Source organism: Bacillus pseudomycoides DSM 12442 (genome assembly GCF_000161455.1).
In the GTDB taxonomy this organism is placed as follows: domain Bacteria; phylum Bacillota; class Bacilli; order Bacillales; family Bacillaceae_G; genus Bacillus_A; species Bacillus_A pseudomycoides.
In genome coordinates this window covers 2,804,594-2,828,473 of record NZ_CM000745.1, presented here as the reverse complement: position 1 = coordinate 2,828,473, position 23,880 = coordinate 2,804,594, and the positions used below count along the sequence as shown (strand labels likewise).

Sequence of the window (23,880 nt, the reverse complement as noted above, 5' to 3'; positions counted from 1 at the left end):
GAGTTACTCCACTTTTTTCACAAAAATGAATTCAAAAAACTCTCAAATGGCTATTGACTTGGAGGAAACTCCAAGTCATATGATAGACTCAAGAAGTTTGAATATTTTGAATAATTTTTGACTGTATTGTAACATACATGTCACAAAAGGAGAAGAATTAGCTATGGATAAGATGGATCGAATGGATACTCTCTCACTGTGGACAGCGACTGCAAACAGCTATGAAAAAGGAAAACTTCTTGAAGGAAATGAAGAGGCGGATGTTGTCATTATTGGCGCAGGCTTCACAGGTCTTTCTTCTGCATATCATTTGCAAAAATTAGGGAAGAGTGTCATTGTCCTTGAGCAAGAAACGATCGGATATGGCGCAAGCGGTCGTAACGGCGGAATGGTATTGCCAGGCTATAAGCCAACGATGCAGGAGCTTGCCAAAAAGTATGGTGCCGACGAGGCGAGACAGCTTAACGATCTCTCCCTATTTAGTGTTGAACTGGTTAAAAACATCATCGACGAGCATCAAATCAACTGTAACTTTAGAAAGACAGGTCACATTGTGGCGGCTTACAAAGCCAAGCATTTTGAAGGATTGAAACATGAAAGCGAATACTTAAACGGAAATTTCGGGTACGAATCAAGCGTGCTTGATCGAAGTCAGTTGCATCGAGAGATCGATTCTCCACATTATTATGGCTGCTTAGTCGACAACTCGAGTTACTCGTTCCAGCCACTGAACTATGCAATTGGTTTGGGAGAAGCAGCTAAATCGATCGGTGCAAAAATCTTTGAGCATTCGAAAGCACTATCTATTGAGTACGGTCGAAACAGTGTGAAAGTTGTAACAGAAAAAGGTGCTGTTACTGCGAAAGACATTATTGTGGCTACAGATGGTTACTCTGGAAAAATCATGAATGAACTGAACAAAGGCGTACTGCCAATTTCGGCACGTATTATTGCTACTGAACAGCTTCCAGAATCACTGGTGAGTACCGTCATTCCTAAAGATCGCATGGTTTTTGATACAAGCAGTTTCCTTTACTATTTCCGACGTACACCAGATAATCGGATCGTATTTGGCGGTGGCGATGTTCGTCCAAACTTAGGCGATGCTGTTTATCAAAGTGTTTACGATGCCATGGTTAAAATAATGCCAAAACTAGCAGGAAGCAAGATTGATTTCCGTTGGGGTGGATTTATCGGGGTTACAATTGATACGTTCCCGGTTATCGGCAGATCCAAAGAAGGCGCATATTTCGCAACGGGTTATACGGGACACGGTGCGTCTCTCTCAACATTGTTTGGTAAGTTATTGGCACAATGGATCGTTACGGGGAGTGCAGGTGGATATCGATTTGAAAAGGAACGCCTCAAATCATTCCCGTTCTATAATCAGAAAACGATGCTGGTCAATCTAGCACATATTGGTTTCAAACTGTTAGATATTATTGCGTAAAGGAGAGTTGTTTTATGAAAATTAACATGTTCATTGACGGGAAATGGATAGAAGCGTTATCCGGTGCTAGACGAAACATTATCAATCCTGCAACCGGAGAGGTGATCGCAACGTCTGCTTATGGATCAGCAGACGATGCGAAGATAGCAATCAAGGCGGCTCGTAAAGCGTTTGACAGCGGAATCTGGTCGGATTTATCGGCTGATGAAAGAGCTGACTATCTCTATAAGATTGCAGACCGTCTTGAAGAGAAGGCAGCTGAAATTGCACGCTTGGAAACTGCAAATAACGGTAAGGTTATTCGTGCAACCACTTATGTGGATATTCCGGTATCGATTCAATGCTTCCGCTATTATGCTGACTTGATCAAAGGCATGAAAAAGGAATCTTACACTCGTGCTGATTCTTCGGAAACAATTATTATTCATGAACCGATTGGTGTTTGTGGACTTATTGTACCTTGGAACTTCCCGCTTATGTTAGCTGTTTGGCAAATTGCTCCTGCACTCGCCGCAGGGAATACAATTGTACTTAAGCCTGCTGATGGCACTCCCGTAAGCGCATTCAAACTTTTTGAAATTATCGAAGAGATTGGACTTCCGGACGGAGTGGCAAACTTGGTATTGGGACCTGGATCAAAGGTTGGGAATGAGCTTGCCGAGAGCCATGATGTTGACAAGATCGCCTTTACCGGTGGAACAAAAACAGGTCAAAGCATTATGCGCGCAGCTGCGGGCAATATGAAAAAAATCACACTTGAACTGGGTGGTAAATCTCCACTTATTGTGTTCGACGATGTGGATTTTGAAACTGCAGTCGAGAATGCGATGTTTGGTATTTTCCACAATGCTGGGCAAGTTTGTTCAGCTGCATCTCGTTTGTTTGTACAAGAGACCATTTACGATAAGTTTGTTGAAAGATTGGCCGAGCGTGCAAGCAAAATTGTAGTTGGCAACGGGGAAAGCGAGAACATTGAAATGGGAGCCCTCACACACGAGCCTCATATGAATGAAGTTTTACATTACATCAAGAGCGGAATCGAAGAAGGTGCAAAATTAGTTTGTGGTGGTAAGCGCTTAATAGAAAATGGGCTTGATCGAGGATTTTTTATTGCGCCAACGATCTTTGCTGATGTAAATGCGAATATGCGTATTGTTAAGGAAGAGATTTTTGGTCCAGTCCTTGTTGTACAGAAATTTAAAGATGAGGAAGATGCCATCCAAAAAGCGAATGATTCCATTTATGGATTAGCCGGTGCTGTATTTACTGAAGATATGGATCGAGCAAAACGTGTCATTAGTAAATTGCGTGCGGGAATTACTTGGATTAATAGTTATCATCTCGCTTATGTTGAAGGTCCTTGGGGAGGGTATAAGCAAAGTGGAATCGGCAGAGCGTTAGGTGCTGCTGGGCTGGAGCACTTTATGGAAACGAAGCAAATCAATATCCACCAGCATGCCCAGCCTGTAGGTTGGTATGCGAATTAATTGAGCTTAACTTGCTATATAAATTATTTATAAGGGGACATGCTCATGAAAATAGTAGACAACCGTCCGTTATCGAAGATAGAGCAACTAGAAGTAATGAATAAGCCGGCGTATGATTCAGTGCTGGGAACCAAAAGTATTCCGTTACTATATTTACGGTTTGCTTTGGCAGGAATTATGGCTAACGTGATTCTAGGAGTTGTAGCGGTTGTCGATGGGTATTTCGTCAGTGGCTTTCAGGAGCTGGAAATCGAAGGGATCGGAATTGGATTTACGGTCATGGTTATTACCCGTATGCTTGGCGTTCTTTTGGGTGTGGGAGCCGGAGCGGTCATTTCACTTCGACTTGGAAAAGGGAAGATCGAAGAAGCTAGAGGTATTATGGGACAAACTTTATGGTTTACTCTTTTCCTCTCCATTTTGTTAGCTGTACTTGGAGTGGTCTTTGAAAATAATATTATGACCTTATTCGGAGCAAGTAATGAAGCGCTTCCATATGCGGTACAATATAGCCGTCTGCTATGGATTTCATTGCCATTAACGATATTGGCCGTTGTATTAAGTATTTTAACCAATATCGATGAAAAACCTGTATTATCAATGAACAGTTGGTTAGTCGCAGCAGTTGTTGCTGGGATTACAGAATGGATTATGGTAACGAAGTATGACATGGGGATGATGGGTTCCTCATGGGCCAATATGATTTCGCAATCGATCCCTGTTTTCCTAATCTTTTATTTCTGGTTTGGTAAAACAAAACTTAAGCCAAAAATGAAAGATATGATGATTAATCTCAAGACGATCGGTGAAGTGGCTTGGACGGGCTTTGCATCTTTCTCGAGTCAGTTCATGATGTTTATTGCAATTATTTTCTTCAACAACTTACTGCAAAGCTACGGTGGTGGGCTGCACGTTGCCGCTTTCACGATTCAAAACGGTTACATTACAAATCTGCTTGCCTTAGCAGCGCTCGGTGGGATGACAGGACTTCAACCGATCATTAGTTATAATTACGGTGCGGGCAACCTTGATCGTGTTAAACAAGCAATTAAGATGGGACTCATTTTTACGGTTGCCTTCTTTGTGATTGTGACAGCCATACTAATCATTTTTGCAGATCCAATTGTGTCATTTTTTTCCGGTGGTAATCCTGAATTGCAGAAACTGGGTATTTGGACGACAGTTGTATTCAATTCTTTGTTTACGCTTAATGCAGTCAGCTTGCTTATCTCAGGTTATTTCGAATCACAAGAGAGAAACTGGTCCGCAACGTTTATTAGTGTTAGCAAAATACTGTTGTTCATGGTACCGTTTCTATTTATTTTCCCGAAATTCTGGGGTGTAGAAGGTATATGGTACACAGGTCCCGCTGCAGAAATTCCAGGCGTTCTCATTGCCATATACTTTATGAAAAAAGAGCTCAAACGTTTAAAAGATACAAATAGTAAGACAGTACGTTTATAGAACCTATTCCTTCAAAATTACCAATAAGAAAGAGAGAGGAGTATCATGTTTTTTGCGAAAAAACTTACAGCAGAAGAAGCACAACAACTAGGTGTTGACACGTGGGAACTATGGGTAGGCGAACCAGATAAAGGAACGTGGCATCTAGAAGAACAGGAAGTTTTCTATGTGACAGACGGTGAAGTGTTTATTACTGTTGATGGAAAAAAGTATCATATTACAAAGGACTGGGTCGTTTCCTTGGCTAAGGACCTTGTCTGTGAATGGGATTGTCCAGTATTTTTGAAAAAGAATTATAAAATGAACCATGAGATCAATCTGAAATAATGTGAAATGAGAAGTGGGCAAATGCTAAGCAGACGACTGCTCCTGCGTATTTAATGGATAAGAAATTCAGAATAGTAAAGCGAAATGGAGATAAAGCCTAATGAACCAAAAAGCCGATATTGTTCTCTCAAGTAATGTTGACGAAATGTAGTGAAATTTATGCAAATAAGTTTACATACCGTCATATGAATGCGCTTTCTTTTGCGGATGCAATAAATACATAGGACGGTTATCTTAAAATAGGAGGTTTCACTATGGTAGTAACGAAAAATGTACAAACGTTGAAAAATTATATTGGCGGACAATGGATCGAATCCACAAACAAGTAAACAGGTTGAAGATGTACCAAATCCAGCAACAGGAGAAATCATTGCTCGTGTGCCGCTTTCGACTAAAGAAAACTTAGATAGAGCTGTAGCAACTGCTAAAGAAGCATTCAAAACATGGAGAAGGGTCGCTGTGCCTCGGCGTGCTCGTATTCTATTTCGCTATCAACAGCTATTGATTGAAAACTGGGAAGAGTTAGCTAAACTCGTTACCCTGGAAAACGGAAAAAGTTATAAAGAAGCTTACGGCTCGTTATTGAAAGAGTGATGTAAAATCATAAAAGGATAGAATGGAGTTGGTGATTGTGCAAACGACAGAACAAACACAAAATTTGCAAAAAGCAGATGAAAAGTACCTTTGGCATGCAATGAGAGGAGCAGCCCCTAGTCCAACGAATTTAATTATCACAAAAGCAGAAGGGGCATGGGTGACGGATATTGATGGAAACCGTTATTTAGACGGTATGTCCGGTCTTTGGTGCGTGAATGTTGGGTATGGTCGAAAAGAGCTTGCAAGAGCGGCTTTTGAACAGCTTGAAGAAATGCCGTACTTCCCTCTGACACAAAGTCATGTTCCTGCCATTAAATTAGCAGAAAAATTGAATGAATGGCTTGGTGACGAATACGTCATTTTCTTTTCTAACAGTGGATCGGAAGCGAATGAAACAGCGTTTAAAATTGCTCGTCAATATCATCAGCAAAAAGGTGATCATGGACGCTATAAGTTTATTTCACGCTATCGTGCTTACCACGGTAATTCAATGGGGCTCTTGCAGCAACAGGGCAAGCACAACGAAAGTACAAATATGAACCATTGGGGCAAGGATTTCTGCATGTAGCACCGCCTGATACGTATCGCAATCCAGATGATGTTCATACACTGGCAAGTGCTGATGAAATCGATCGTGTCATGACATGGGAGTTAAGCCAAACAGTAGCCGGCGTGATTATGGAGCCAATTATTACCGGGGGCGGAATTTTAATGCCTCCTGATGGATATATGGCAAAAGTAAAAGAAATTTGCGAGAAGCATGGTGCGTTGCTCATTTGTGATGAAGTTATATGTGGATTTGGCCGGACAGGGAAGCCGTTTGGATTTATGAACTATGGCGTCAAACCAGATATCATTACAATGGCAAAAGGTATTACAAGTGCGTATCTTCCTTTGTCAGCAACAGCAGTCAGACGAGAGGTTTATGAGGCATACATAGGCAGTGAAGATTATGATCGCTTCCGCCATGTGAATACGTTCGGAGGAAATCCTGCTGCTTGTGCCTTGGCTTTGAAGAATTTAGAAATTATGGAGAATGAAAAACTCATTGAACGTTCCAAAGAATTGGGTGAACGACTGCTATATGAACTAGAGGATGTAAAAGAGCATCCAAACGTAGGAGATGTTCGCGGAAAAGGCCTTCTTTTAGGTATTGAACTAGTGGAAGATAAGCAAATAAAAGAACCGGCTGCCATTGAAAAGGTGAACAAAGTCATCAATGCTTGTAAAGAAAAAGGTCTAATTATTGGTAAAAATGGTGACACTGTTGCAGGTTACAATAATATTTTGCAGCTTGCTCCTCCATTAAGCATCACAGAAGAAGACTTTACTTTTATTGTTAAAACAATTAAAGAATGTTTATCTCAACTTTAACTAATTATTGATAAATCTTGTTAAAAAGCGGAATAGCATATCGAGAGATATAGCTTTAAATACTGAACGAATCACTCTAAAAGAGTAATTCCGAAAGGGCTGAGTTTATGAAAGTTGATGTTGTATTGATAAATGGAGAAGTTATTACAGTAGACCAAAAGAATACAGTAGTCGAAGCTGTAGCAATAAAAGATAATCGTATCGTAGTTGTTGGTTCAAATCAGGAGGTTAAGAGTTTTATAGGAGAAAAAACGGATGTAATTGACCTGCAAGGAAAAACGCTTCTTCCTGGATTCATTGATTCTCATATTCACCTCATTTCTCATGGGGTGAATCAGTTGGCGGTAAGTTGTAAAGCTGAACATATTGATTCTATCGAGGCTTTGTTAGATGACCTGAAAAAGAAAGCCTTAGAAACGCCTAAAGGTGAATGGATACGTGCTTGGGGCTTTAATGAAACCGCTGTGAAGGAAAAGCGTTATCCAACAATCGCTGAGCTGGATGAAATTTCAGTTGAACACCCGATTATTGTATCCCGTACTTGCAGCCATATAAGTGTGGTGAACAGCAAAGCATTAGAAATTGCGCAAATTAACGAGAACACACCGGATTCTAATGGGGGAGTTATTGAAAAGAATCAGGCAGGAGGGCTTACAGGAAAGTTAATTGAAGCAGCAAATATGGGGATGAGCGAGGTTGCAAGTTATACAGAAAGTGAACTGATGAAGGCTGTGAAAATTGCATCAGATCATTTCGTTGCAGCGGGCATAACAAGTATACATGAGGCAGGTGGATATGGCCCTGAGAGTTACCGTTTACTACAACAAGCTGTGAAGAGTAAGGATATTCGTGTCCGAATATATGCAATGATATGTCAGTTAAATAACTCCCATGAATTTGTTAATAAAATGGTCGAAGCTGGTGTGGTAACTGGTACCGGAGATGAGAGATTCAAAGTTGGACCAGCTAAATTGTTTACAGATGGAAGTAGCACCGGGCCTACAATTGCAACCCGTGAGTCGTACTCCAGTGACTCTAACAATTATGGCATTCTTTATTATAGTGAGGAAGAAATCTACCAGGTTCTAGGTGAAGCACATAAAAAAGGATATCAAATCACTGTACATGCACAAGGTGATAAAGCCATTGAAATGTATTTAAATTGTGTAGAAAAGGCGTTGGAGGAATCACCAAGAAAAAACCACCGTCATCGGATTGAGCACGCGGGAATTTCTTCACCAGATTTACAAGAGAGAATGAAAAAACTCGAGGTGGTTCCTATTCCAAATCCTCCATTTCCATATGAATTCGGAGAGATATATGTCCAACACTATGGTGATCGTGTTAATCACATGTACGCTGTTCGTGATTTTATTGATCGTGGCATCATGGCAGCAGGTGGATCGGATGCGCCAGTTACTGACTATAATCCTTTATTAGGAATTCATGTTGCTGTCAATAGAAAAAGCCAGTCTGGAATGGAGTTTGGTGCTAATCAATCTATAAGCGTAATGGAAGCTATTAAACTATACACCTGGAATGGTGCTTATGCGAGTTTTGAAGAAGAGATAAAAGGAAGCATAGAGGTTGGAAAGTTGGCGGATTTAGTTATATTAAATGACAGCATTTTAAGTGTCAACCCAAACCAAATTAAAGATTTAAAAGTAGAAACAACTATTATTGATGGTGAAATTATCTATCAAGAAGAACAATCAGTGAAAATTTAATATATCATAGTTTGCATACCACGTAACCCTTGTAATGTTACGTGGTGTTTGTTGGAACTGTAGATGCAGGATTAGGATTTACAATCGATGAAAAGGTAACTGTTAATGGATCACCACAGTACAAAGTACAAAATAGCAAGGGCAAAACATACTATGTAACTGCAAGTGAAGCTTATGTATATGTGAAGTAAGAGTTGCAAAATAGCATCCCCTTAAATAATAATTTTTAATTTAAATCAACAAAAGAGACCTCAAATGTGAGGTCTCTATTATTGGTTATTCTCCATCTGTATTTTCTCTTCACTTACTCCAGGCCAGGTAACATGGTTCATTGAAATATATAATCCTAAAGAAGACTTGTTCCTCAAAAAGTTCTTTTCTTGCCCTCAGAATCTAGCAAAATAGACTAAATCAATTCTTATAAATTGCGATAAATTCACTAGGAATCTTATCTGCTAACCAAACTTTTTCATTTCCTAAATAGAACTTAATATTTTTCTCTCGATCTTTTCTAATATCTACCATCAAAATAATGGGATGATTGTCTTTCCTTTTTCCTACTAAGGTTGCAGTTTCAACATCTTCAGAAAGATGAACATACTGTCGAGACATAGGAGATAAGCCATTCGATTCAATAGAATTTATAAATCGAGAAGAAGTGCCATGATAAAGGTATCTGGGTGGTATAGCTTCTTCTTTTACTATTTTCATGGGAATAGAGTGTCCATAGTCCATACATCGCACGGATTTTATTTCCTTTTATCTCATGTCTCTTTTTTTTGATTTTTCTATCATCATTTTCAAGTCATCTAAATTTACATTTTTCCATACATTCGACCGACGAAGAGCATTTAGTAATTGGTCTATAGAGACCCACCCATTCTCATCTAACTCTAATTCATATTCCCACGGCGCATGACGCAAAGCATATGAAATTTCTTTACTTAAATTTGTATAGAATTTTTCTTCACTCCGATTATAAGAAATCATCTCGTTTACAGCACATTCAACCCACTCCCAAAAGTCATCAAATTCTTTTCTTTGTTCAAAACCTTCAGAAGCAAAATCATGAATAAGTTGAACTTTACTTCCTTTTCCAATTTCAAAACATGCAATATCATCATTATCAACTCTTTTAGCAAAAGGAATCAACTTACGATTAGGATATCTTTTCTTCATACCATAGTATATGTTAGTAGCCTGTTCTGATTCCATTAAAAACCATATATCAAAATTAACTAAATCTAATTCAACTAATCTTTCATAAGATTCAGGGTATTTATAAATAGATTCATCCATATGAAAATTTTTCATAGTTACCACCATTTCTTTCTACTTCATTTTTTCTAGGTCATACGATCCCATTGGATTATTATTTCTAAAACTTGCTTTTTGTTTTTGTATTCTTAAATCTAAAGATTCTCCCCATGTCTTAGGCACACCTTTAGGAGTTGTAAATCTACCAACCATATCTGCTGGAAGAGGATCGCTATAATTTCTAATAGTTACTTGAACTTCTATTCCAGCCTCTCTAGATGCAGCAACCCTTGTATTATCAATAGTCGTAAGATTGCCATCTGGCATTCTAATAAAATCAATTGGATCACCTTTCCAGCCATTCGATTTCATACTAGCAATAATCTCTTCTGAACCATTCACAGAAGTTTGACTGAATCTAATTTCTGAAGGATTGACATTCCTAACATTACTATTAAGTCCGATGGCTTTCTTACTAGTATTATCCATTCCCTTAGTAGCATTTCCCTCTTTATCAAGCCTATCAGTATCTTTAACTTTATTAGCACGCCCACCAGAAGACGGAGAAGACTGGATTTTTTGAAGAGTATCCTTACCATTTTGAATTGTATTATACCAAATGAATCCACCATGTGTAATTTTGTTCTTTTCAAGTGATTTCTGTAATTGGAGATTGGTGAGTGCGATTTTCCATAATTTATTGAGAAGGGGAGAGGTATAATATTTCTCAATGTATCTAACACGAAAACAGAAGTAGGATAGATTCTCTTGCTTTTATAATACTTTAAAAATCAGTTCACTTATAGAAAGGTGATGTAGGGGGAAGGAGATGAGAAACAATGGTGATTCATTTTAATTAGAATCAACAAAAGAGACCTCAAATGTGAGATCTCTTTTGTTAATTATACTTCATCTGTAACTTTCTCTTCACTTACTCTAGGCCAGGTAACATGGTTCATTGAAATATACAATCCTAAAGAAGACTTGTTCTTCAAAAAGTTCTTTTCTTGCCCTCAGAATCTAGCAAAATAGCTAGTCAAAAGATAATTGTAATCTATCAACTTGTAAATAAACATATTGCCCCTCTAAATATTTGTAGTCTTCAAGTAAATCACTAGTTATAAAGAAACCAACATCTAAAACATTATTTTCTAACATTTTTCCAAAAAGAATATAACTTCCATTAGCAATATTTTCTATTTTTTTGAATTTATCTTCTTTTTGCGTTTCTACTGTCAAAGCGTCATTCAGAAATATATCTATCTCAGCTTCGTATTCTTTATTTACAACAACTTCTTGAGGTGAAGCATTAAAACCTGTTACTTTTTGATTATTTACTAAAAAGTCTATTTCTTCTTCAATAATTGAATCAATTCTACATATCAATATCTTATTTTTCATTTTTTGACCTCTATTCTACTGAATTGATAACAGAGATATTTTTACCATTATTCATCATTTTCCAAAAAGTTTTTCCGCTTTCTACATGGTATGTTGTAATTGCCCCTAAATTATTAGTTCCTACAAACTCAAATTTAGCTTCTTGCTCTTTAAAGCCATTTCTTTTCCAATTTCAGCTTCACGAGCTTTGTCATTATCGTATTTAAAGTATAAATCAAGTAATAAGTTTTTTAGGCACTGCAATTAATCTCGTACGTTTGTTACCTTCGTGGTCTTTTGATTCAAATATCGATTTACATTTCATTTAACTATAAAACTTTTTATAACTATAAAAACCTTGAAAGACTAAAAGCCGATCAAGGTCAAAGTTTAAATAGCGACTATTATTTATGTATTTCCCTTTCCCATACTCTCTTTCCGTCGGTTAAAAATACTGCACTTGGTGGATCATCATAGAGGGAAATTTCAACCAATGAACCTTTTTCTTGTATTAACCAATTATATACACTGTCTTGGTTAGTAGTAGGATGGGATAAAATACTATTTACTTTAAATGCAGCTGCATCGTATTCTGTATAATTTATATCATCATCATCTAATCCATTGTCTGTTTCAAAAACTGTATCGAGTTCGCCAATTATCCTCAATCCACTGTTCCATTCTAGTATCATTTCACTATCTTCATATTTTATTAATGTTCCTATTAAAGAATCATATCCCATGTGCATCCTCTTTTCTTATATATTTTAAGGTTTTGCTGGTACTATATGAGCACCGTCTTTTCCGTAATGAAGCATTCCTCTAGTAGTCTCAAGGTATTGACCAGTATCGCGGTCATAGTATTTCCCAATTGGTTTACCAAAGTCTACTCCTTCTTTTTTACCGTCTGGTAGTAGTTGACCTTTCCCGGCAAACTTATCAAGCAATTCTTGTGCTGTTTTATTATCACCATAGAAGATACTTTTGTTTTTTCCATTTGCAACCTCTTGTTTGTAGTTAGGTGCATTAGGAATATGTTTTTCTTGAGCCCCAGCTTTCACTTTTATTGGGTAACCATTTACTTCACGGTATGGACCTTTAGGTACAGAATTTTTCCATAAGAAGGTAATAGAAGAAATATAAAAAAGTGCTAGCAAGTTTGCAAACGAACTTGCTAACACTTATACAAAATAAGTATAAATTATCGCTGATATGTCACTTGGTAAATTGATAATAATTAAATAGATAAAACGAATAAACATTCCTTAGAAAACAAGACTTAGTATATTCTATATAACTATGAAATACAATAAATTGCAAAGACTCTCTGCTCCACGATAAAAAGTCTTGCCAGAAGCGACAAGACTTTTAAATTTGTAAACTATAATTGTATACCAAATGTTGCGTACAATAGGTCTGCATATTGCTCTTTTGTAATCTCTTCTTTACTCTGTTTTCCTTGCTTTGTTACTGTGAAACGATCTTTTGTTAGAGTAGCATGCCCATCAGAAGTTAGTTTTACGGTGAGAGGTACTTTATTAAAAGGAGAGTCTGTATGTTCTACAATTGTTTTTTGTGCTTCATTTAATTTTCTTTCATCAACTGCCTCTATATAAAATGCGTAACCTAATGTCCAATCTTGAGAAGAATCCTGATTTAGAAATTCATTATTTTTTTTCATCTCTAAAATATAGTTTCCCTTTGTAGTTGTTTCTTTTCGAATGCGATAGTCCCCAGTAACGGAATGAACAATCTCACCGGTGAAAGGAACAGGTGAAAGTGGAAGGTTTGAACCGAAACCGACTTCAATTAAATAAAATTCAGTATTATGTTTTAAAACAGTTGCCACATGTCCTGAATCAACAGCCCAAGTATTAGAAGCGGCATGATAAACTGTTCCTGATACTAAGTGAACATCAAAACCGCAATCTTTAAGGAAGTAATACATCGTTGGATTTAATTCGTAACAAAGGCCACCGCGGTTATGAACTAAAATTTTTTCTTGAAGATTTTCTTTTGAAATTTCTTTTACTGTACCGTGAATAATATCTAGATTCTCAAAGGGAATCGCTTGTGCCATTGCATGAAGGATTTCGTTTAAATCTTCAAATGAAATGGACTCTCTTTCTTGTATATTTAATCTGGAAAAGAATTGCTTTTGTAGTTCTGTCATGTGAATCGCTCCTTATCCATGTTACTTATATATAATTGTATCGAATGTTGAATACGAAAACATCCGTAATACGTTGAATAAACAATCCATATATATACTTACGACTAAAGTATAATAAGAAGAATATTGTAAAGTATGGAACCTTTACTTTTGTCGTAACATATAGTATGATAATTTCAATAAATTAGATTTCAATGAACATAATTATAAATTAATGAGAGGTGCTTTTTGTGAGTGCGGTAGGTTCTAAATAGGAAAAAATTGAATGAAATAAATCTAATGAGAACAGGGGATTTTTATATACTTCTAACCCCTAACTTTGTCATGGATTTATTTCAAATAACCTATGAAGATACCTACAATACTTTATAAAGCGTGTAATGATTATGGGATAGCCATATGTTTTTTTGAGATGGTTTTATTTCCTTATATATTGCACAGGCCTTGTAAATGTAAAAAGCTGCGGTATCTACGCAGCTTTTTTGTGTTTATTTTTATCACATGAAAGTTATATTTAATTAAATATATCTCATTGAAATCTAATGGGTAGGTATCTTCATTTTTGATGTGAGTAAATCATAGTGAGGAGAATAGAAATTGAATAAAATGACTTTTGAAAAGTTGCAATATAATGAGTTAAAGGAAATAGTTAAATCATATTGCGTAAGTGGATTAGGAAAACAGTTGTTAAATAAATTGGAGCCAAGTACAAGTATCAAAGTAGTGAAAAATCGTTTGAATGAAACAACGGAAGCACGAGCGATATTGGATGCAGAAGGGCATGTTCCTTTTTTCGGAATTTCTAATATCGATAGTACAATTCAAAAATTGGAAAAGGGAATGATTTTAGATCCAACCGAGCTAGTTAGTGTATCAGACTTTTTACGAGGGTGTCGAAAGGTTAAAAAGTTTATGCTGGATAAAGAATTTTTTGCACCAGTACTAGCATCATATGCGAATTCAATGTCTGAATTCAAAAGTGTAGAAGAAGAAATTAATTTTTCAATTAAAGGAAATAGTATTGATTCTGCTGCAAGCAAAGAATTAAAACGAATACGAAATAATATCGACTCCGTAGAGGGGAAAATTAAGGAACGTTTAAGCAAATTTTTAAATAGTAGTGCAAATAAGAAATATATTCAAGAGTTCTTCATTAGTAAAAAAGACGATCGATATACGATTCCAGTGAAAGCTTCCTATAAAAATCAAGTTGCTGGAACAATTGTTGAAGTTTCTTCTAAAGGCTCTACCGTTTTTATAGAGCCAAATACAGTTACAAAGTTAAACGTGGAACTAGCAAGTTTAAAAGCTGAAGAAGCGATGGAAGAATATCAAATATTAGCCACTTTATCTGGAATGATCTTAGAGGACATTTATAACATTAAGATTAATATGGAGCTGATTAGTCAATATGATATGGTGTTTGCAAAAGCGAAATTTAGTAAACATATTGGCGGGATAGAGCCGAAATTAAATGATTATGGGTATGTAAAGTTAGTTCATTGCAAACACCCATTATTAGCAGGTGAAGTTGTACCACTTCACTTTGAAATTGGACCAAATTACCGAAGCTTAATTATTACAGGGCCAAATGCTGGAGGGAAAACGATTGTTTTGAAAACAATTGGATTATTAACATTGGCGACAATGTCAGGATTGCACATCGCTGGAGACAAGGAAACGGAAATTGCTGTTTTTGAAAATATATTTGTAGACATTGGCGATAATCAAAGTATAGAAAATGCGCTAAGTACATTTTCATCTCATATGAAAAACCTTTCAGAAATCATGAGAGTGTCAAATAATAATACGCTTCTACTATTTGATGAAATAGGCAGCGGTACGGAACCGAATGAAGGAGCGGCACTTGCGATTTCTATTTTAGAAGAATTTTATCATATGGGTTGTACGACTGTTGCAACTACTCATTATGGTGAAATTAAACGCTTTTCAGAAATGCACAGTGACTTTATGAATGCGGCGATGCAATTTAATAGTGAAACATTGGAACCGATGTATAAGTTAATGATAGGGAAATCAGGAGAGAGTAATGCTCTATGGATTTCTAGAAAAATGAACGTGCGAGAAAACGTACTGCAAAGAGCGAAAGGCTATATGGAAAATAAAGAGTACCGCTTAGAGCGAGTGAATGAAAGTAGACTGAGAAAGCCTAAGATTGTCAAAGAGAAAGCAGAAGAGAAGGATGAATATAAAAAAGGGGACCGTGTGAAATTATTAGACTATGATGACTTTGGAATTGTATATAAAGAAAAAGACAATTTCTTCAATATCGTTGTGTTTTATAATGCCCAATTCATTGAAGTAAACGTTAAGCGAATTTCTTTAGAAGTACAGGCAAAGGAATTATATCCAGAAGGGTATGATTTAGACACATTGTTTGTGGATTATAAAGAACGGAAAATGCAGCATGACATAGAGCGAGGATCGAAAAAAGCGCTGCGAAAAATTCAAAAAGAAATAAGAAAGAATAGAGGATAAGATGCTGTGAATATAAAGATTAGACAAGAACTTGAGAAAGATTATAACGGGGCAGAAGAGGTTGTAAAACAAGCATTTTTAAATGAAGCATTTAGCGATCAGAAAGAGCACGAACTTGTAAATCGTATCAGAAAATGTGATGCGTTTATTCCAGAGTTATCATTAGTGGCGGTAGATAAGGAAGTTGTTGGTCACGTTCTATTATCTAAAGTTAAAATAGTAGATGGTGATACATCTGTAGAGTCGTTAGCTCTTGCTCCAGTATCTGTTGTACCAGACTGCCAGAAAAAGGGGATTGGAAGTCTGTTGATTTCTCATGTATTAAGAAAAGCAAAAGAGCTTGGGTATCATTCTGTAATTGTGTTGGGGCATAAAGATTATTATCCGAAATTCGATTTTAAACCAGCTAGCATATGGAATATATGTGCGCCATTTGAGGTGCCAGACGAGGTGTTTATGGCAATGGAATTAACGGAGAATGCTCTTCAAAATATACAAGGGATAGTACAATATTCGGAAGCCTTTTCTGAATAGAACGGATAAAAGATAGCTAGAAGAAACCTTCTAGCTATCTTTTTTATTCTGATTTTTAAGTGGAAATTATCATGGTATCAATAAAATTTTCCCTGTACTTTTTCGACTTTCCAATAATCGATGTGCTTCAGCACCGTTTTCTAAAGCGAAAGTTGTTGGAGTTTGGATATTTAATTTTCCAGCAGTAATCCAAGCAAATAGTTGGCTTGAACGGTTTTTGCGTTCTTCATACGTTGTGAGTACGTTCCAAAGATCTCCGCCAGTCAATGTTTTTGAAGTATCCATCAACATTTGCGGATCAACAGGAGCAGGATCACCACCGGCCATTCCGTAAAATACGACGGTACCACCGATTTTTGTGGCTTTAAAGCTTTCTTCTAATGTAGAACCTATTGATTCGTACACAACATCTACACCATGTCCTTTTGTGACTTGTAGTATTTCTTCATGCCATGATTCTGAATATAAAAATACGCGGTCCGCTCCAGCTGAATAGGCTGCTTCTGCTTTTTCTTTAGATGAAGTAAGGCCAATTACTTGCGCATCTCTCATTTTTATCATTTGAATGAGAAGTTGACCAACTCCTCCAGCAGCCGCGTGAACTAAAACAAAATCACCAGCTTTTACTTTATAGCTGTCTTGTGTTAAGTAATGCGCTGTTAACCCTTGTAATAAAACGGAAGACGCTGTCTCAAAGGAAATAGAGTTTGGGAGTGGAATCGCTTTTTCTTTTGGAACGGCTACTAACTCTGCATTTGCGAATGGTACATCAGCAAATGCAATGCGGTCTCCGATAGTAACATCGGTAACTTCAGCACCAATTTGCTCTACAATTCCTGAGCCTTCATACCCTAATATATAAGGTGGTTTACCAGCGAGATGATAGTCACCCCTACGTCTATATATATCAGCAAAATTTAAGCCGATTGCTTTTGTGCGAACAAGAATTTCATTTGGATTTATAATTGGGTCTGACACTTCTTGATATTTTAATACATCAGTATTTCCGAATTCCTTGAAACAAAGTGCTTTCATATGGAATACCTCCAATTTGTAAGGTGCATGAATATTGTTTGTTAATGGTTCTTATCATACAATACATATATCAATAGGAAAAGCGGATTATTTCGATGAAATCAATCGGAAATATCGATTGAAAAGAGGGAATGATATTGGAAATAAAACAATTAATTACATTTAAAACCGCTGCGGAAAATTTGAATTTTACGCAGACTGCAAAGAAATTAAATTTTGCTCAATCGAGTGTGACTGCTCAAATAAAAGCATTGGAAACTGAGCTTGGCACACCACTATTCGAACGATTGGGGAAACGTCTCTTTTTGACTGAAGCGGGAAGAAAGTTTCAACTATATGCGGATAAAATGATTGCGCTAAGTCATGAAGCAAAAATGGCTCTGAAAGGTGATGAAGAAATATCCGGTACGCTAGTTATTGGTGCTCAAGAAAGTCAATGTACATATAGGCTTCCTTCAATTTTAAAAGAGTTTAAGACGCAATTTCCTCAAATAAAACTTATATTTAAGCCTGCTCATTCGAATGAAGATGTGAAGGAGAAACTGATGGAAGGAAAATTAGATTTAGCCTTTATTTTAGATGAATGTAAAGCAGAAGATGCTTTACATGTAGAGTCGTTGGTTCGAGAAAAATTAAAAATAGTAGTATTTCCTAATCATCCTTTACTTGAGAAATCTATAATTTCTACAAAGGATTTTGAAAGTGAAACACTTTTATTAACAGAGCTTGGTTGTTCCTATCGTACTATATTTGAAGAACTATTCCGTGCAGAAGACGTATATCCTGTAAATAAAATTGAGTTTGTTAGTGTGGAAGCAATTAAGCAATGTGTAATTGCGGGCTTAGGCATAGCAATTTTACCAGCAATGGTAGTAGAAAAAGATATACAACAGGGTACAATGAAAGAGTTAGTCTTAGAGAATACAATTTCTCCTATTTTTACACAAATTGCTTGGCATAAAGATAAATGGATCACTGCGCCATTACAGCAATTTATAGAGGTAACAAGAGTGTCAATAGAAAAGTAAAATAGAACAAGTCAACTTTCTATATGGAAGTTGGCTTGTTTTTATGTTCTTTCAAATGTTTAAGCTGAGCGACAATCATGATGCTAATGACAACGAGTAAAAACCACGAACTAATCTTTCCAATGTGAACAAGGCTCCACGCTTCTCGTTGATTTGGATATTGCCATGCTCCGAAGAAAGTAGCGATGTTTTCTGCAATCCAAATAAAAAATCCAATAAGGAAAAACGAGAGAACAAGCGGCATTGTATATGTAACGTTCTGCACTGAAAATTGAACAAACGTTCGAAAGAAAACAATAAATAAAAGGGCAGTTAAAACCCAGCGAAAGTCATATACAAAATGGTGTGTAAAAAAATTCAAATAGATCATAGCCCCTAAAGGTACAGTCCACATCGCCTTGGGCCACCTATGCATTTGCAAATGCAACCTTCTCCATGCTTGGCATATATAACTAGCAACACTAGCATACATAAATCCGCTATAAAGTGGGACACCAAAGATTTTTGAATATGCTTCTTCAGGGTAACTCCATGAACCGAAGTGAACTTTATATATTTCTAGTAGGAGCCCGATGAGATGAAAAACAGCAATTACTTTCAGCTCATCTTTTGTTTCCATACCCGTTTTGTACATGATGTATTGCATAAGAAGGCATACGATAAGGATAAAATCATAACGATAGAGTCCTGGGATTGAAATGAATTTTGACAGAGCAAGTGTTACAAAAATAACGACAGGGAAAATACAAGATAAAGCTTGTTGATAAGCAAAGAAAAGAAGTTGTTTGATATAAAACATTGTTTCTCCTTTCTTACATGTGAGTTAGTTTTCTGAAAAAACAGGATGGAAACTTACTATACTATAAATCTTTAGAATAAAAAGTCAATAGTTAAAAATACAAGGATAAAGTAGTGAATATTAATCATACATCCATCAAGGGAAGAACTAAAAAGTAAGTTGAATGAATAATTCGAAAAGTATAAAATGAATGTAATCATATGAAAAGGAGCTGTGCCAATGTTATCGCTTATTGTAAATATCCCATCATTACTGAAGACTATGGAACAAGGGGATAGATAGTCCTGATAAACTACAGAGCTATCCCCATAATTGAAAAGGGGGATTTTTGAAATGAACACGAAATTGAACAATCTTTTTCTAGGTGAAAATATTAAGTTATCAGCAATCAGAGCTGAAGATATTGAACAAATGGCTATTTGGCAAGAGGATAGTGAGTATTTAAGAAATGTAGATACGGATATAGCGATTCTACAATCTTTACATGAAATAAAGGAAAATGAGCTATTAATAGGGAAAAAGTCAAATAGTGTTTCTTTTATGCTAAGAACGATTCAAGATGATAGTTTAATTGGCTTTGTGGCACTTCATAGCATAGAGTGGAATAATAGAGCTGGCTTGCTAGCAATTGGTATAGGTGATAAAAATTATAGAGGTAAGGGATATGGTACGGAAGGATTACGCCTTATTCTGAAATATGCTTTTTACGAATTAAACTTACATCGTGTAGGTCTCGATGTTATTTCATATAATAAATCGGCAATTGAAGTATATAAAAAGGTTGGATTTAAGGTGGAGGGAAGTATGAGAGAAGCTGTTCAGCGAGATGGGAAGAGCTTTGATCGCATCATAATGGGTATATTGCGAAATGAATGGATAGCCATGCTAGAATAATTTATCCCGCTATTTGCGGGATAGTAATTAGTGGGGGAAGAAAGAAACCTTACTGATTAAAGTTTCAATTTTTTCATAGCATATGGTGTTGTAACATATAAAATTAACCAATTGATGTTTATTATGAATGAAAATATTGCTATAAATACATTCAATAACATGCATGTGTTTTGCAGGATAAAGAATAATTCGTGTCGAAATTTTACAGTATATGGATTGGAATAAGGAGTCGTGTCAGATGAATTTAGAAAAACCAAAACCAGTAAATGAAGAGATAGCCGAATTAAAAGAACTTGTAAAAGAATTACATGGTAGTGTACATCAGCTACAAAGTGAAGTTCAGCAGCTTAGGCATGAAAAGCCGGTTGTTGAAGTAAGAAAAGGGGTTCAATTATCACCAACAATCGTTGGACAAATTGGTGGTATGATTTTAGGTGCATTGGCAATCATTGGGATATTTTGGTGATAAAAAGGTTTGCAGCAAATTGCTGCAAACCTTTTTACATTAAATAACGTAAATATATATAAGCATGTGATAATAATAATGCAATGATTGTTAAGGGTAAGCCAATTTTTAAGAAATCAAGGTAAGAAAATCCGTGTCCTTCGCGGTTAGCAATACCGGCAACAACTACGTTTGCAGAAGCACCAATTAATGTTCCATTTCCTCCTAAGCAAGCACCAAGTGATAATGCCCACCATAGTACTTCAATTTGAGGAGAATCAACAGAAAGTCCAAGTCCTGATGCTAAATCTTGAATCAGTGGAATCATCGTTGCGACAAATGGAATATTATCAATAGTAGCTGATGCTGCCCCTGATACCCATAAGATAAGAATCGCTGCAAAACCGATATCACCATTTGTTATATCAATCACTTCTTTTGCCAGAGATGAAATAAGTCCGATATCAATTAAACCACCAACAAGAATAAATAATCCAGCGAAGAAGAAAATTGTTACCCATTCTACATGAGCAAATACATCTTCTAATTCATGTTGTTTCACACCAATTAGCATGAGGAGCGTTGCACCGGTCATCGCGATAACTGCCGCATCTACATGAATAATTGAATGAAGAACAAACCCGAGAATTGTCAAACCTAAAATGGAAAGCGATTTTAGGAGTAAGCTTCGGTCACGAATATAGTCTTTTTCATTTAGTGCCATAAGCTTGGCAATTTGTTCAGATGTTGTTTTTAATTTGTTACGATACATAAGATAAATAATGCCTAATGTAACAATAGAAATGATAAGTACAATTGGCGTTAAATTAAGTAAAAAGGCATTGAAATCTAGGTGTTTATTAGCAGATCCAATCATTATGTTTGGAGGATCACCAATTAATGTCGCAGTACCACCAATATTTGAAAATAATACTTCAGAAATCAAATAAGGAACAGGTTGTACCTTTAAAATGCGTGTGATAGATAGTGTAACAGGAACGATTAATAAAACGGTTGTTACGTTATCTAAAAATGCAGAGCCGACTGCGGTTAATAGGGATAAAAATAATAAAATTCGAATGGGCTTTCCGCCCGCTGCTTTTGCTGCTTTAATGGCTACATATTCAAATACACCAGATTGACTCGTAATATGTACGAGAATCATCATTCCAATTAAAAGGGTAATGGTCTCCCATTGGATATGCGATGTAAAGGCAGTATGTAAGTCTACAATGCCAAAAATAATCATTATGGCAGCACCGAACAGTGCAATTACAGCACGGTTCAATTTCTCAGAAATAATAAATCCGTATGTTACTAAAAATACGGCGATTGCAAAATAATATTGCCAATTTGCTACTTCATGTGCTGAATGTTCCAACATGTCACCTTCTTTAAAATATGTATTAAATTGTCGAAATATATCCCTCCGCATAAACTCTATTGTAGCAAATTCAAAAAAGAAAGAAAACTATTTATGGATAGTGAGGGAATAGTAAAATTTCATATCTCGTATTAAAAATTAAAAAATAAAATACAAATTATTATGCAAAGTAAGTAATGTCCTCTATTATAGAGATAGCAATTTACATTGTTTTTGCGTAAAATGGTTTAAAGAGGTGAAATCCGATGGAAATAGTAAAAGATAGTGCTGTTATTCAACATGAAATCGAACGTTTTGTAAATAAAGATGTATATATTCATTTAGAAACGACAAATGGAGCATACGCTTCACATTTTAATGAAAAAATGATGACAGTCGGAGCGTTCATTCGAAATGCGATTATTCGTTTTGAACGAGGGAAAATAACAGGAACAAATCCATACCGAGTTGGTCTCAAAATGGACCATGGCTGGGTATATGCTGAAGGTATTACGCATTGGGAAGTAGACGAGCAAGATCGTCTGTTACTAGCGGGACATGATAATAAAGGGCGCTTAGCTGTAGCACTTGAGTTAAGCTTAACACCATTTAAATAAAAAGGAGGGGAAAGTATGGAAAGACATGTGCTTGTTGTATTTCCGCATCCAGATGATGAATCATTTGCAGCAGGAGGAACAATTAGTTTATTAAGAAAGCAAGGAGTACCTGTAACATATGCGTGCGGGACGCTTGGACAAATGGGACGCAATATGGGTAAGAACGTTTTTGCCAATCGCGAAACGATTCCAAATATCCGTGAAAAGGAATTAAAAGATGCGTGCGAAGCAATGGGCATTGAAGATTTAAGAATGCTTGGTTTCCACGATAAAACATTAGAATTTGAAGATGTAGATTTTGTAGCAGATAAAATTGAAACAGTCATTCGCGATGTACAGCCATCACGAATTATTACATTCTATCCAGAGCACGGTGTTCATCCAGATCATGATGCATTCGGCCGTGCTACCGTTCGTGCAGTCTCACGTATGCCAAAAGAAACACGTCCGGTCATTCATGCAGTTGCGATTACAAAAAATCGTGAGGAAGTATTAGGTGAACCAGATGTTGTCAACAACATTAGTGAAGCCTTCGAACAAAAATTAGCAGCTTTACGTGCGCATCGTTCACAAACAGAAGCGATGTTAGAAGAAACGGAAGTAAAGCTGCAAAACAAAGATGCTGCAACATTAAAATGGTTACAAATTGAACAATTTTGGACTTATAAATGGGAATAGGCTAGAGAATTTTCTGCTAGTCTTCCATACATACAAAAGCGATGTCACATTGTGGTATCGCTTTTTCTGTTAGATAGGTACTTCTTGAATGCAGGCCACATACACTACAGCAAATCTTGAAAAGAGGAGGGCCATATGTACTATTCATACGAAGATGTGTTCGGTTATTTTCGAGATGGTTATGAGATAAGTGGTGATGTGGTTGCACTTGTTGATCCATATGTTATACAAACATTGCAATCTATCGTTGGGAAAAGAATTGTAGTGGAAACAATTCGGGGAAGTGTAAATGGAACTTTGAGAAGTGTGAAGCCAGATCATCTTGTATTAGAAGAAAAAGAAGTGCCGGTATTTGTACGAATTCAGCAGATTGTGTGGTTTACGCCAGAGTAATTAATGAATTTAAATAGTCAAAAACACCTTTCTAAGTTTAGAAGGGTGTTTTTGGCGCATATTCATAAAAAGAACGTGACCCTTTCTCATTAACATAAGAGAATAGTAACGTGCTTTTAACTTCAAAAATAGTCTAAATCCTTAAGTTGATGGATGTGGGGCGGTACCCCATCGCCATCAAGTTAAGAAAAGCAAATACCCCAAAACGAAGAAAATGAGTTGAATTCTCATAAATAACTGTAAAATAATAAAATTTTCGTTTTGGGGGCACTTCAAAATATTAGCTTGATTGGCATGGGGTACCGCCAGCGTTTTGGAAAAACCCCACGCTAAGCAAAAAATACAATAAGCCGTCCATA

20 protein-coding genes and 7 pseudogenes are annotated in these 23,880 nt (G+C 36.3%); 16 read left to right on the top strand and 11 right to left on the bottom strand.

From position 1 onward, the window contains the following. Positions 1 to 163: 163 nt before the first annotated feature. From BPMYX0001_RS14280 to BPMYX0001_RS33135, 8 genes and pseudogenes are all read left to right on the top strand, one after another. Positions 164 to 1,450, top strand: coding sequence for an NAD(P)/FAD-dependent oxidoreductase (locus tag BPMYX0001_RS14280; RefSeq protein ID WP_006095505.1), 1,287 nt, complete (start codon positions 164 to 166; stop codon positions 1,448 to 1,450). Positions 1,451 to 1,464: 14 nt separating this feature from the next. Beyond that, complete coding sequence (locus BPMYX0001_RS14275) at positions 1,465 to 2,937, top strand: aldehyde dehydrogenase family protein (RefSeq protein ID WP_033799011.1); 1,473 nt, start codon at positions 1,465 to 1,467, stop codon at positions 2,935 to 2,937. A 45-nt stretch (positions 2,938 to 2,982) separates the two neighbouring features. Continuing rightward, a complete protein-coding gene (locus BPMYX0001_RS14270; protein ID WP_033799010.1) occupies positions 2,983 to 4,401 on the top strand; it encodes an MATE family efflux transporter in 1,419 nt (472 codons plus the stop codon). A gap of 45 nt (positions 4,402 to 4,446) precedes the next feature. Then, positions 4,447 to 4,728, top strand: coding sequence for a cupin domain-containing protein (locus BPMYX0001_RS14265; protein WP_006095502.1), 282 nt, complete (start codon positions 4,447 to 4,449; stop codon positions 4,726 to 4,728). Between the two features lie 254 nt (positions 4,729 to 4,982). Further along, positions 4,983 to 5,310, top strand: a pseudogene (locus tag BPMYX0001_RS14260) (aldehyde dehydrogenase family protein); the annotation flags it as partial. 34 nt (positions 5,311 to 5,344) lie between these two features. Beyond that, positions 5,345 to 6,699, top strand: a pseudogene (locus tag BPMYX0001_RS29505) (aminotransferase). 107 nt (positions 6,700 to 6,806) lie between these two features. Further along, a complete protein-coding gene (locus BPMYX0001_RS14250; protein ID WP_006095498.1) occupies positions 6,807 to 8,426 on the top strand; it encodes an amidohydrolase in 1,620 nt (539 codons plus the stop codon). A gap of 53 nt (positions 8,427 to 8,479) precedes the next feature. After that, a pseudogene (locus BPMYX0001_RS33135) lies at positions 8,480 to 8,617 on the top strand (hypothetical protein); the annotation flags it as partial. 220 nt (positions 8,618 to 8,837) lie between these two features. Here the strand turns inward: BPMYX0001_RS33135 and BPMYX0001_RS33665 are convergent. From BPMYX0001_RS33665 to BPMYX0001_RS14215, 7 genes and pseudogenes are all read right to left on the bottom strand, one after another. Then, positions 8,838 to 9,365, bottom strand: a pseudogene (locus tag BPMYX0001_RS33665) (RNA 2'-phosphotransferase); the annotation flags it as partial. Positions 9,366 to 9,389: 24 nt separating this feature from the next. After that, a pseudogene (locus BPMYX0001_RS34085) lies at positions 9,390 to 9,740 on the bottom strand (hypothetical protein); the annotation flags it as partial. Positions 9,741 to 9,758: 18 nt separating this feature from the next. Then, positions 9,759 to 10,316, bottom strand: a pseudogene (locus tag BPMYX0001_RS14235) (hypothetical protein); the annotation flags it as partial. A gap of 399 nt (positions 10,317 to 10,715) precedes the next feature. Beyond that, complete coding sequence (locus BPMYX0001_RS14230) at positions 10,716 to 11,084, bottom strand: hypothetical protein (protein ID WP_006095494.1); 369 nt, start codon at positions 11,082 to 11,084, stop codon at positions 10,716 to 10,718. Between the two features lie 383 nt (positions 11,085 to 11,467). Continuing rightward, positions 11,468 to 11,806, bottom strand: coding sequence for a hypothetical protein (locus tag BPMYX0001_RS14225; RefSeq protein WP_006095492.1), 339 nt, complete (start codon positions 11,804 to 11,806; stop codon positions 11,468 to 11,470). Between the two features lie 24 nt (positions 11,807 to 11,830). Next, on the bottom strand, positions 11,831 to 12,220 hold the full coding sequence (locus BPMYX0001_RS14220; RefSeq protein ID WP_244268581.1) for a polymorphic toxin type 50 domain-containing protein: 390 nt from the start codon (positions 12,218 to 12,220) through the stop codon (positions 11,831 to 11,833). Positions 12,221 to 12,444: 224 nt separating this feature from the next. Then, on the bottom strand, positions 12,445 to 13,236 hold the full coding sequence (locus BPMYX0001_RS14215) for an arylamine N-acetyltransferase family protein (protein ID WP_006095490.1): 792 nt from the start codon (positions 13,234 to 13,236) through the stop codon (positions 12,445 to 12,447). A 597-nt stretch (positions 13,237 to 13,833) separates the two neighbouring features. Between BPMYX0001_RS14215 and BPMYX0001_RS14210 the strand changes: the two genes are divergently transcribed. Together BPMYX0001_RS14210 and BPMYX0001_RS14205 are read left to right on the top strand one after the other, a co-directional pair. Beyond that, positions 13,834 to 15,735 carry an endonuclease MutS2 gene (locus BPMYX0001_RS14210; RefSeq protein ID WP_018781572.1) on the top strand — a complete coding sequence of 634 codons (1,902 nt, stop codon included), beginning with the start codon at positions 13,834 to 13,836 and terminating at the stop codon, positions 15,733 to 15,735. Between the two features lie 6 nt (positions 15,736 to 15,741). Further along, a complete protein-coding gene (locus BPMYX0001_RS14205; protein WP_006095488.1) occupies positions 15,742 to 16,269 on the top strand; it encodes a GNAT family N-acetyltransferase in 528 nt (175 codons plus the stop codon). Positions 16,270 to 16,338: 69 nt separating this feature from the next. Here the strand turns inward: BPMYX0001_RS14205 and BPMYX0001_RS14200 are convergent, their stop codons facing one another. Beyond that, a complete protein-coding gene (locus BPMYX0001_RS14200; RefSeq protein ID WP_006095487.1) occupies positions 16,339 to 17,304 on the bottom strand; it encodes a quinone oxidoreductase family protein in 966 nt (321 codons plus the stop codon). Positions 17,305 to 17,441: 137 nt separating this feature from the next. Here BPMYX0001_RS14200 and BPMYX0001_RS14195 point away from each other — a divergent pair, with 137 nt between their 5' ends. Beyond that, positions 17,442 to 18,332, top strand: coding sequence for a LysR family transcriptional regulator (locus BPMYX0001_RS14195; RefSeq protein WP_018781575.1), 891 nt, complete (start codon positions 17,442 to 17,444; stop codon positions 18,330 to 18,332). 19 nt (positions 18,333 to 18,351) lie between these two features. Here the strand turns inward: BPMYX0001_RS14195 and BPMYX0001_RS14190 are convergent, their stop codons facing one another. Continuing rightward, positions 18,352 to 19,131 (bottom strand): DUF817 domain-containing protein, encoded by a 780-nt coding sequence (locus BPMYX0001_RS14190; RefSeq protein WP_003198876.1) that lies wholly within the window; start codon positions 19,129 to 19,131, stop codon positions 18,352 to 18,354. 333 nt (positions 19,132 to 19,464) lie between these two features. On the opposite strand from BPMYX0001_RS14190, the gene BPMYX0001_RS14185 reads away from it, so the two are divergent. Both BPMYX0001_RS14185 and BPMYX0001_RS14180 read left to right on the top strand, forming a co-directional pair. Beyond that, positions 19,465 to 20,025 (top strand): GNAT family N-acetyltransferase, encoded by a 561-nt coding sequence (locus BPMYX0001_RS14185; RefSeq protein WP_033799009.1) that lies wholly within the window; start codon positions 19,465 to 19,467, stop codon positions 20,023 to 20,025. Positions 20,026 to 20,263: 238 nt separating this feature from the next. Next, entirely contained in the window at positions 20,264 to 20,491 is a 228-nt protein-coding gene (locus BPMYX0001_RS14180) for a hypothetical protein (RefSeq protein WP_003198872.1), read from the top strand. A 34-nt stretch (positions 20,492 to 20,525) separates the two neighbouring features. Here the strand turns inward: BPMYX0001_RS14180 and BPMYX0001_RS14175 are convergent, their stop codons facing one another. Then, a complete protein-coding gene (locus BPMYX0001_RS14175) occupies positions 20,526 to 21,851 on the bottom strand; it encodes an ArsB/NhaD family transporter (RefSeq protein ID WP_018781578.1) in 1,326 nt (441 codons plus the stop codon). Between the two features lie 248 nt (positions 21,852 to 22,099). Between BPMYX0001_RS14175 and BPMYX0001_RS14170 the strand changes: the two genes are divergently transcribed. The 3 genes from BPMYX0001_RS14170 (at position 22,100) to BPMYX0001_RS14160 (ending at position 23,521) form a co-directional block, all read left to right on the top strand. Then, the gene (locus BPMYX0001_RS14170; protein WP_000407035.1) at positions 22,100 to 22,450 is read left to right on the top strand and encodes a YojF family protein; all 351 of its coding nucleotides are present in this window, start codon (positions 22,100 to 22,102) and stop codon (positions 22,448 to 22,450) included. A gap of 15 nt (positions 22,451 to 22,465) precedes the next feature. Further along, positions 22,466 to 23,128 (top strand): bacillithiol biosynthesis deacetylase BshB2, encoded by a 663-nt coding sequence (gene bshB2, locus BPMYX0001_RS14165; RefSeq protein ID WP_003198867.1) that lies wholly within the window; start codon positions 22,466 to 22,468, stop codon positions 23,126 to 23,128. A 135-nt stretch (positions 23,129 to 23,263) separates the two neighbouring features. Beyond that, a complete protein-coding gene (locus BPMYX0001_RS14160) occupies positions 23,264 to 23,521 on the top strand; it encodes a YuzF family protein (protein WP_006095483.1) in 258 nt (85 codons plus the stop codon). Positions 23,522 to 23,698: 177 nt separating this feature from the next. Here BPMYX0001_RS14160 and BPMYX0001_RS33660 read toward each other — a convergent pair. Then, positions 23,699 to 23,880 (bottom strand): annotated as a pseudogene (locus tag BPMYX0001_RS33660) (hypothetical protein); the annotation flags it as partial.

Coding starts and splice junctions, on each gene's coding strand:
- BPMYX0001_RS14280 (WP_006095505.1), top strand. CDS start 164: ATGGATAAGATGGATCGAATGGATACTCTCTCACTGTGGACAGCGACT.
- BPMYX0001_RS14275 (WP_033799011.1), top strand. CDS start 1,465: ATGAAAATTAACATGTTCATTGACGGGAAATGGATAGAAGCGTTATCC.
- BPMYX0001_RS14270 (WP_033799010.1), top strand. CDS start 2,983: ATGAAAATAGTAGACAACCGTCCGTTATCGAAGATAGAGCAACTAGAA.
- BPMYX0001_RS14265 (WP_006095502.1), top strand. CDS start 4,447: ATGTTTTTTGCGAAAAAACTTACAGCAGAAGAAGCACAACAACTAGGT.
- BPMYX0001_RS14250 (WP_006095498.1), top strand. CDS start 6,807: ATGAAAGTTGATGTTGTATTGATAAATGGAGAAGTTATTACAGTAGAC.
- BPMYX0001_RS14230 (WP_006095494.1), bottom strand. CDS start 11,084: ATGAAAAATAAGATATTGATATGTAGAATTGATTCAATTATTGAAGAA.
- BPMYX0001_RS14225 (WP_006095492.1), bottom strand. CDS start 11,806: ATGGGATATGATTCTTTAATAGGAACATTAATAAAATATGAAGATAGT.
- BPMYX0001_RS14215 (WP_006095490.1), bottom strand. CDS start 13,236: ATGACAGAACTACAAAAGCAATTCTTTTCCAGATTAAATATACAAGAA.
- BPMYX0001_RS14200 (WP_006095487.1), bottom strand. CDS start 17,304: ATGAAAGCACTTTGTTTCAAGGAATTCGGAAATACTGATGTATTAAAA.
- BPMYX0001_RS14190 (WP_003198876.1), bottom strand. CDS start 19,131: ATGTTTTATATCAAACAACTTCTTTTCTTTGCTTATCAACAAGCTTTA.
- BPMYX0001_RS14185 (WP_033799009.1), top strand. CDS start 19,465: ATGAACACGAAATTGAACAATCTTTTTCTAGGTGAAAATATTAAGTTA.
- BPMYX0001_RS14180 (WP_003198872.1), top strand. CDS start 20,264: ATGAATTTAGAAAAACCAAAACCAGTAAATGAAGAGATAGCCGAATTA.
- BPMYX0001_RS14170 (WP_000407035.1), top strand. CDS start 22,100: ATGGAAATAGTAAAAGATAGTGCTGTTATTCAACATGAAATCGAACGT.
- bshB2 (WP_003198867.1), top strand. CDS start 22,466: ATGGAAAGACATGTGCTTGTTGTATTTCCGCATCCAGATGATGAATCA.
- BPMYX0001_RS14160 (WP_006095483.1), top strand. CDS start 23,264: ATGTACTATTCATACGAAGATGTGTTCGGTTATTTTCGAGATGGTTAT.